The following is a 7,289-nucleotide window of genomic DNA, read 5'->3' on the forward strand; positions in this document are numbered from 1 at the left end:
GCTGAATACGAAGCAGCAGCTCCCAGCTTACGGCGCACCGAGTCGAGTCCAGAAGCATTGTAAGCGTCCGCCCTGCACCCACTGCCTGCCCTAGCCTCGAATAGCCACAATGGTGCCCACCATTTTTTAGTGGACACCATTGTGGATACGCCCCCCTCTACTCCTCGCCGCAGTCGCCGCCCCAACTTTTCGGTGGAGTTCAAGCGTCGTGTCGTCGAGGCCACGCTATTGCCCGGCGCATCCGTCGCGTTGATCGCCCGAGAGCATGAGGTCAACGCCAACCTCGTCTTCAAATGGCGCCGTCACTATCGGGAGGGGCAGCTTGGGCCAGTTGCCCACCAAGTTACTTTGTTGCCGGTCAACCTGAGCAAGGCGCCGACGCCCTCAGCGGAAGAGACAATGCCACTGCCGTCGAGTCCGGGCGGACTGGTTGTGGAGTGCGGTCGGGTCACCTTGCGCATTGAGGGCGTGCCCGACCCGCAAACCTTGCAACTGGTCTTGCAGCAGGTGTTGCGATGATTGCCCCGCCCATCGGGACTCGCATCTGGATCGCGGCTGGAGCCACCGACATGCGGCGGGGGTTCGATGGCCTGGCGGCCCTGGTGCAAACCCAACTTGAGGCGGATCCGTTCTCCGGCCAGATCTTCGTGTTTCGGGGACGGCGCGGTGACCGGATCAAATTGCTGTGGTGGGATGGCGATGGCTTGTGCCTGTTCTGCAAGCGGCTTGAGCAGGGGCGCTTCGTCTGGCCGCAAGCCACCAGCGGCAGCGTCTCCTTGACGACGGCACAACTCGCGATGCTGTTGGAGGGCATCGATTGGCGCCGACCGCTGCGCACCGCACCGGTACGAGCAGTCTGATGTTCAACGCTTGAGAACACCAGTAACATCGCGCCATGACTTGCGCGACCGACTTCCTTCCTGACGACATCCAGGCCTTGAAAGCCTTGGTTACCGCCCAGCGCGGGGAAATCGAGCACCTGAAACTGATGATCGCCAAGCTGCGGCGCATGCAGTTCGGTCGGCGTTCCGAGCAACTCGATGGCATGCTCGACCAACTGCAACTGACGCTCGAAGAGTTGCAGGTCAGCCAGGCCGCATTGGCCTCGCCACCACCAGCCCAATCGCGCCCACGTACACCCGTACGCCGCAAGCCATTGCCCGAGCATTTGCCCCGTGAAATCCACGTCCATCGACCCGATGCGCAGTGCCCAGGCTGTGGCGGCGAACTTCGTCATCTGGGCGATGACGTGGCCGAAGTTCTGGAGTACGTGCCGGCGCGCTTCAAGGTGATTCGCCACGTGCGGCCCAAGTTGGCCTGCCGCTGCTGTGACGGGATCGTGCAGGTGCCGGCCCCGAGCCGACCGATTTCCCGGGGTCTTGCCGGGCCGGGATTGTTGGCCCATGTGCTGGTGTCCAAATACGTGGATCATCTGCCGCTGTATCGGCAGTCCGAAATCTATGCGCGTGAGGGCGTGTCCCTGGAGCGCTCGACCATGGCCGACTGGATCGGCGAAGCGAGCCGGCTCTTGCAGCCATTGGTCAGCCGGTTGCGACAGCACATCATGGCCGCCAACAAAGTCCACGCCGACGACACGCCGATCGCCGTGCTCGCCCCCGGCCAGGGTAAAACCAAGACCGGACGCTTGTGGACGTATGTGCGCGACGAGCGCCCCGCAGGTAGTAGCACGCCGCCGGCGGTCTGGTTTGCCTACTCGCCGGATCGCAAAGGCGAGCACCCCCGAGCCCATCTCCGGGGCTTCGCCGGGACGTTGCAAGCCGATGGCTATGCCGGTTTCGCGCAACTCTATGCCTCGGGCACGATTCACGAGGCGGCATGCTGGGCGCATGCTCGACGCAAGTTTTTCGACCTGCACAAGGCACTGGCCTCGCCGATTGCGGCTGAGGCCCTGCAACGGATTGGCGCGCTATACGCCATCGAGGCGGAAATTCGCGGACAGCCGCCCGATCAACGACGCGCAGTGCGGCAGCGGCGAGCCAGCCCGCTGCTGGCGCACATGCACATCTGGCTTAATCACACGCTGGCGCAATTGCCGCCCAAATCGGCATTGAGCGGTGCGATCCACTATGCCCTCGCACGTTGGCAGGCGCTGACGCGCTACTGCGCGGATGGCCGCATTGAAATCGACAACAATGCCGCCGAACGGGCCTGCGTGCAGTCGCCCTGGGTCGCAAGAATTTTCTGTTCGCCGGTTCCGACGCAGGCGGAGAAAGAGCGGCGGCGATCTACAGCCTGGTCGGTTCAGCCAAGCTCAACGCATTGAACCCACAGGCTTATTTGACGCACGTGCTGGAGCGCATCGCCGACTACCCAATCAATCAGCTCGACGACTTGCTGCCCTGGAATATTGCTCTGCCTACCCTAGAACATGAGGCCGCTTGACCCATGCCCAACGTCACCCGTTTGCCCAAGCCGGCGAACGACCGTCTCCTGCAACTGCACATCGAACTGACGTGGATAAAACCCGCCATCTGGCGCCGGGTCGCCGTGCCCGAGCGCATCACCCTGAGCAAACTGCACCAGGTTATTCAGGCGGTGATGGGCTGGAGTGACACCCATCTTCATGAGTTTGAAATCGCTGGCGAAAGCTACGGTATTCCCGATCCCGACTGGGGCCCTCCGGTCGTTTCGGAACAGCGCAAGACGCTGACAAAGGTGCTGTATGGGTCGAAGGCGTTTCGTTACGTCTATGACTTTGGCGACAACTGGGAGCACCGGATCAAGATCGAGCGGCTGTTGCCGGCCATTGCGTGCCCGCATGTGCTGTATTGCATCGACGGCGCCAATGCCAGCCCGCCGGAGGATGTCGGCGGTGCACCGGGTTACGCGGATTTTCTGGACGCGCTTGCCGACCCCGAACATCCCGAATACTTGGACATGCTCGACTGGTACGGCGATACCTTCGATCCCACGGCATTTGACCGCGACGACATCAATCAGCGTCTGAAGCGGATTAAAGTCTGAGGGTCAAGACGGTAGAGAGCGGACGCTTACGAAGCATTCAGTTTGCCACCCTGGTCAGCCCGCGGAATGGAGTGATGGAATTGAATTGAGCGGAGCAAGAAAGCATGAGCCACAGGGTTGATCTTGATTTCGGAGGCGAGAGCATTGGGTGATAAGTGCGCGCTACCCTTCGACCTATCCACGGGAATGCGCTACAAGACTCTTCTAACGAGGGTGATGGCTTTGCTTGCCGGAGGCACCATGCCGCTTGCCTTTGCCCCTGTGGGCTGGGCATGGCTTGCGGTGGTCGCTCTGGCCGCATTGTTTGCCCTGACCGCGCAACCTTCAAGGCGTCAGGCGCTATGGTCGGCCTACCTCTTTGGCATTGGTTACTTCGGCGTAGGTGTCTCCTGGGTCTTCGTCAGCATTAGCCAGTACGGCAATGGCCCCGTGGTGGGGATGTTAGCTACAGCAGCCTTTGTCTCGCTGCTCGCCCTCTTTCCATGGGGCGTCGCGTATCTCGTACGCCGCCTGCACCCTGAGATGGGTGCGACGGCGCTCTGGCTAGGGCTACCAGCGGCATGGGTTTTGAGTGAATGGATGCGCACTTGGTTCTTAACCGGCTTTCCCTGGCTCTTTATCGGCTACAGCCAGACAGACACCACACTCGCAACTATCGCGCCTGTCTTTGGTGTGCTTGGCGTGAGTTTTCTGGTGGCCTTGCTCGCTGGCGGGCTGGCGTGGGTTATTTTAGGTCCAAGCCTGCGCCGTGCAGCGGTAGCCGGTGCCGTGTTAACCGCTACTCTCGCCAGCTTGCAGTTCCTGGATCGTGAGTGGACGCAGCCAGTCGCTGACCCTATCAATATTGCCCTCTTGCAAGGAAACATCGCGCAAGACAGAAAATGGGACCCGGATTCCCGCGGAATCACGCTTGACCGTTATCAGGCGCTTACGAAGCAGCATCTCGGGGCCGACATTGTGATTTGGCCAGAAGCGGCAATCCCTATGTGGCATGACCAGGCTAGAGAATATCTTGCTGAGCTCGAGGCGTTAGCCGATCAGGCCGGCACCTCGTTAATGATTGGCGTCCCTATACGCGAGACGGACGGTCGCACCTACAACGCGGTGATAAGCCTCTCAGATCCCGCAGGGTACTACTACAAACGCCACCTGGTGCCATTCGGTGAATATGTTCCGCTCCGGAACTTCTTGGGTTCGGCCCTCGACGTGCTCGGGGCGCCTATGTCCGATTTCACACCAGGACGGGAAGCGCACGTCCTTAACGCAGCGGGTGTGCCCGTCGGAGCACTCATCTGCTACGAGGCGGTCTTTGGTGCTGAAGTCACGGAACTTCTGCCCGAAGCGCAGTTACTGGTGAATGTCAGCAACGATGCTTGGTTCGGCAGCTCAATCGGCCCTCTCCAGCACTTCCAGATGGTCCGCATGCGTGCCATCGAAACCGGACGTGACCTACTGCGAGCCACGAACACGGGCATCACAGCAACTGTCAGCTATGAGGGAAAGGTCCTTACACGCGCTCCTCAATTCCGCGTAGCCACCCTCAGCGCCGAAGTGACCCCCCGAACTGGCGCGACCCCTTATGTGCGCTGGCGGGATTGGCCTATCCTTGGCGTGATCGCACTCGGACTCGGTTTGCTCCTGCTTCGTCGAATTCGGCAGTATCATCGGTTGGATACATAACGCTTGCCATTCTCACAGCGAGCAGACTCTGTATCGGGTGAGAAGGAAGGGATTTGTCTACATATGGCATTGGCTCGCAGGAAAAAGCTCCAAAGCCGGGCTGGAGAAACATGAGCTGGCTGCCGGCATCCTGGCTGTGATCAACGGCCACCTGGGTGACCACGGCCTGTCGCTGCGCCAAGGCACTATCGTCGATGCCACACTGATCAACGCGCCGAGTTCAACCAAGAACAAGGACGGCAAGCGCGACCCGGAGATGCACCAGACCAAGAAAGGCCAGCAATACTACTTCGGCATGAAGGCGCACATCGGCGTGGATGACGAATCGGGCTTGGTGCACAGCGTGGTGGGCACGGCGGCCAACGTGGCGGATGTCACCCAGGTCGATCAGTTGCTGCACGGCGCCGAAACCTATGTTTCGGGTGACGCTGGATACACTGGTGCGGCCAAGCGACCGGAGCATGCTGAACGGGACGTTGTCTGGTCGATTGCAGCACGGCCAAGCAGTTACAAACATCACGGCAAAGACAGCGTGCTGTACCGAGTCAAGCGCAAAGTCGAATACGCCAAGGCGCAGCTGCGTGCCAAGGTCGAGCATCCCTTCCAGGTGATCAAGGTGCGCTTCAATCATCGTAAGGTTCGCTACCGTGGACTGGAAAAGAATACGGCGCAGTTGTTCAGTCTGTTTGGGTTGGCCAATCTGGTACTGGCCAAGCGGTATTTGCAACGGACGGCGGGATAAGTCCGTCCGAAAGGCGGGGCTGGCCCGCTAATCAGCAAAATCAGGGTTCGGCCTGTCGGCCGGTGGGAATTATGCTGAACAGGGGCTCCCACTGGCCTTCGCAGCTCAGCATGACTGGCCTGTCTGGCTCTTCGAGCGCGGTCTGGTAGAGCGACTGCAGTAAGGGGCGATCAATCAACGGGGTGTCGCACGGCAGTACGAGCATCCACGCGTTGCGAGCAGCTGCAAGACCGCTGCGTATTCCTGCAAGGGGCCCGGGGAATCCCTGCTCTTCATCGCTAATCAATCGATCGGCATAGGCCGAGTAGCGGGCTCGATTGCGGTTGCAGGATAGCAGCAGGTCGTCTGTCAATGGCTGAACGGTCTCATGCAACCATGCAATCAATGGGCGTCCCTGCCATTCGACCAGTCCTTTGTCCTGTCCTCCCATGCGTTGCCCACGGCCACCCGCCAGAAGCAGGATGGAGCAGGAAGGCAGTAGCGGGTCGGGCATATCATCGCTCCAGAAAAGCTTGCATATAGCGCTCGGGCTGGCGGTCAGGCAACGTGCGCGCGGGAGGTGTGGAGGCCTGGCGCTCGGTTTATTGGAATCTGTGTCGCGCTTCGGCGACCCAGGAGTGCTTCAGCTAAACCAACGAAAAATCCTGTTGTCTATCTCCTCCATCCACCCTCTCTGGAAGAGGGTGCCGCCTGCTCATTGGCCGATACAAGGAGAACAATCAAATGCAGGAGAGAAACGTTTGGGTTGATTATGCCAAGGCGATCGGGATCATTCTTGTTGTCTACGGGCATGTCGCGCGAGGCGTATTCAATGCCGGGTTGCCGATGGATGAGGCGCGATTCGTGCTGGTCGACAGCATCATCTACAGCTTTCACATTCCGCTGTACTTCTTCCTGTCGGGTTTATTCTTCTTCGATTCGTTGCAGAAGCGGGGCCGGGGCGGGTTGATCATCAACAAGGTCGACACAATCGTCTATCCCTTTATTGTCTGGTCTTTACTACAAGGTCTGTTCGAAGTCGTCCTGTCGAATTACACGAACGGTCAGGTCACCTTGGTTGAGGTGTTCTCGCTGCTCTGGATGCCGCGAGCGCAGTTCTGGTTCCTGTACGCTCTGTTTCTGGTGTTCGTGGTTTGTGCGTTTCTTTATGCGCGGGCAGATCGGCGCTATTTCTTGCCATTCGTGGTCCTGTTTGGCTTGCTGTATGTCTTCCAGCAGGATCTGACGGTAAACAACATGACCCGCTTTATCCTGGGCAATACCGTCTTCTTTGCATTGGGCGTCTGGTTCAACGAGGTCAAGACGTTCTTCCTTGCGCGTTATACCCAGCTGACACTATTTTTTGGTGCGCTGTTCATCCTGGGGCAGTACCTGTTTCATGTGACCTTCGGTCTGAACTATGCCGATGGCGGCATGGCGGTACTCGCGCTTGCAACCATATCCATCTTTTTCATGATCGCGTTGTCGATGTGGCTAGGTCAGTTTCGCGTGGATTGGTTTCTGTTCATCGGCGCTTCGTCGATGACGATCTACCTGATGCATATTCTGGCCGGTAGCGGGGTGCGGGTAATACTCAGCAAATTCCTCGGTATTGATTCAATCACAGCGCATCTGATTATCGGAACGCTGATCGGTACGGCGGCTCCGTTGTTGGCGCAAGTCGTGATCAATCGTTACAAACTGTACTTCTTGCTTACCCCGCCCGAGCAGATTTCGGCATCTCAGTTCCATATGCGCAAGGCTGTTGCCCACTAGGGATGGTCTGAAGTAGTCGAGTTTTTCTGACTGACTTCAGGCACTGCTGATTTTAAAGCGGGATAATGATCAAAAAACGATCAAGTCGCCGGCTCAATTCGATGCTTGAGCCGCTGCGAGCACCTCG

Annotated in this window: 5 protein-coding genes and 3 pseudogenes; 7 read left to right on the plus strand and 1 reads right to left on the minus strand. The window is 59.0% G+C overall.

The genetic code is table 11. The features are described 5' to 3' along the window. The first annotated feature begins 141 nt into the window (after nucleotides 1-141). From BHD08_RS18420 to BHD08_RS18445, 6 genes and pseudogenes are all read left to right on the plus strand, one after another. Nucleotides 142-519 carry a transposase gene (locus tag BHD08_RS18420; RefSeq protein ID WP_160128673.1) on the plus strand — a complete coding sequence of 126 codons (378 nt, stop codon included), beginning with the start codon at nucleotides 142-144 and terminating at the stop codon, nucleotides 517-519. Further along, nucleotides 516-860: an IS66 family insertion sequence element accessory protein TnpB gene (gene tnpB / locus BHD08_RS18425; RefSeq protein WP_043106093.1), complete on the plus strand. Its 345-nt coding sequence runs from the start codon at nucleotides 516-518 to the stop codon at nucleotides 858-860. Before BHD08_RS18420 ends, tnpB begins: the two co-directional genes overlap by 4 nt. Nucleotides 861-895: 35 nt before the next feature. After that, nucleotides 896-2,403: pseudogene (locus BHD08_RS18430) on the plus strand (IS66 family transposase). 3 nt (nucleotides 2,404-2,406) lie between these two features. After that, nucleotides 2,407-2,985, plus strand: coding sequence for a plasmid pRiA4b ORF-3 family protein (locus BHD08_RS18435; protein WP_003291613.1), 579 nt, complete (start codon nucleotides 2,407-2,409; stop codon nucleotides 2,983-2,985). A 216-nt stretch (nucleotides 2,986-3,201) separates the two neighbouring features. Next, the gene (lnt, locus tag BHD08_RS18440) at nucleotides 3,202-4,665 is read left to right on the plus strand and encodes an apolipoprotein N-acyltransferase (RefSeq protein ID WP_125024059.1); all 1,464 of its coding nucleotides are present in this window, start codon (nucleotides 3,202-3,204) and stop codon (nucleotides 4,663-4,665) included. Between the two features lie 100 nt (nucleotides 4,666-4,765). Next, nucleotides 4,766-5,407, plus strand: a pseudogene (locus BHD08_RS18445) (IS5 family transposase); the annotation flags it as partial. 61 nt (nucleotides 5,408-5,468) lie between these two features. On the opposite strand, the pseudogene mobA reads toward BHD08_RS18445, so the two are convergent. Continuing rightward, nucleotides 5,469-5,900, minus strand: a pseudogene (gene mobA / locus BHD08_RS18450) (molybdenum cofactor guanylyltransferase MobA); the annotation flags it as partial. 230 nt (nucleotides 5,901-6,130) lie between these two features. Here mobA and BHD08_RS18455 point away from each other — a divergent pair. Next, nucleotides 6,131-7,162, plus strand: coding sequence for an acyltransferase family protein (locus tag BHD08_RS18455; RefSeq protein WP_125024062.1), 1,032 nt, complete (start codon nucleotides 6,131-6,133; stop codon nucleotides 7,160-7,162). Nucleotides 7,163-7,289 lie beyond the last annotated feature (127 nt).

It is taken from the genome of Pseudomonas sp. SCT (genome assembly GCF_003864275.1).
In the GTDB taxonomy this organism is placed as follows: domain Bacteria; phylum Pseudomonadota; class Gammaproteobacteria; order Pseudomonadales; family Pseudomonadaceae; genus Stutzerimonas; species Stutzerimonas stutzeri_AE.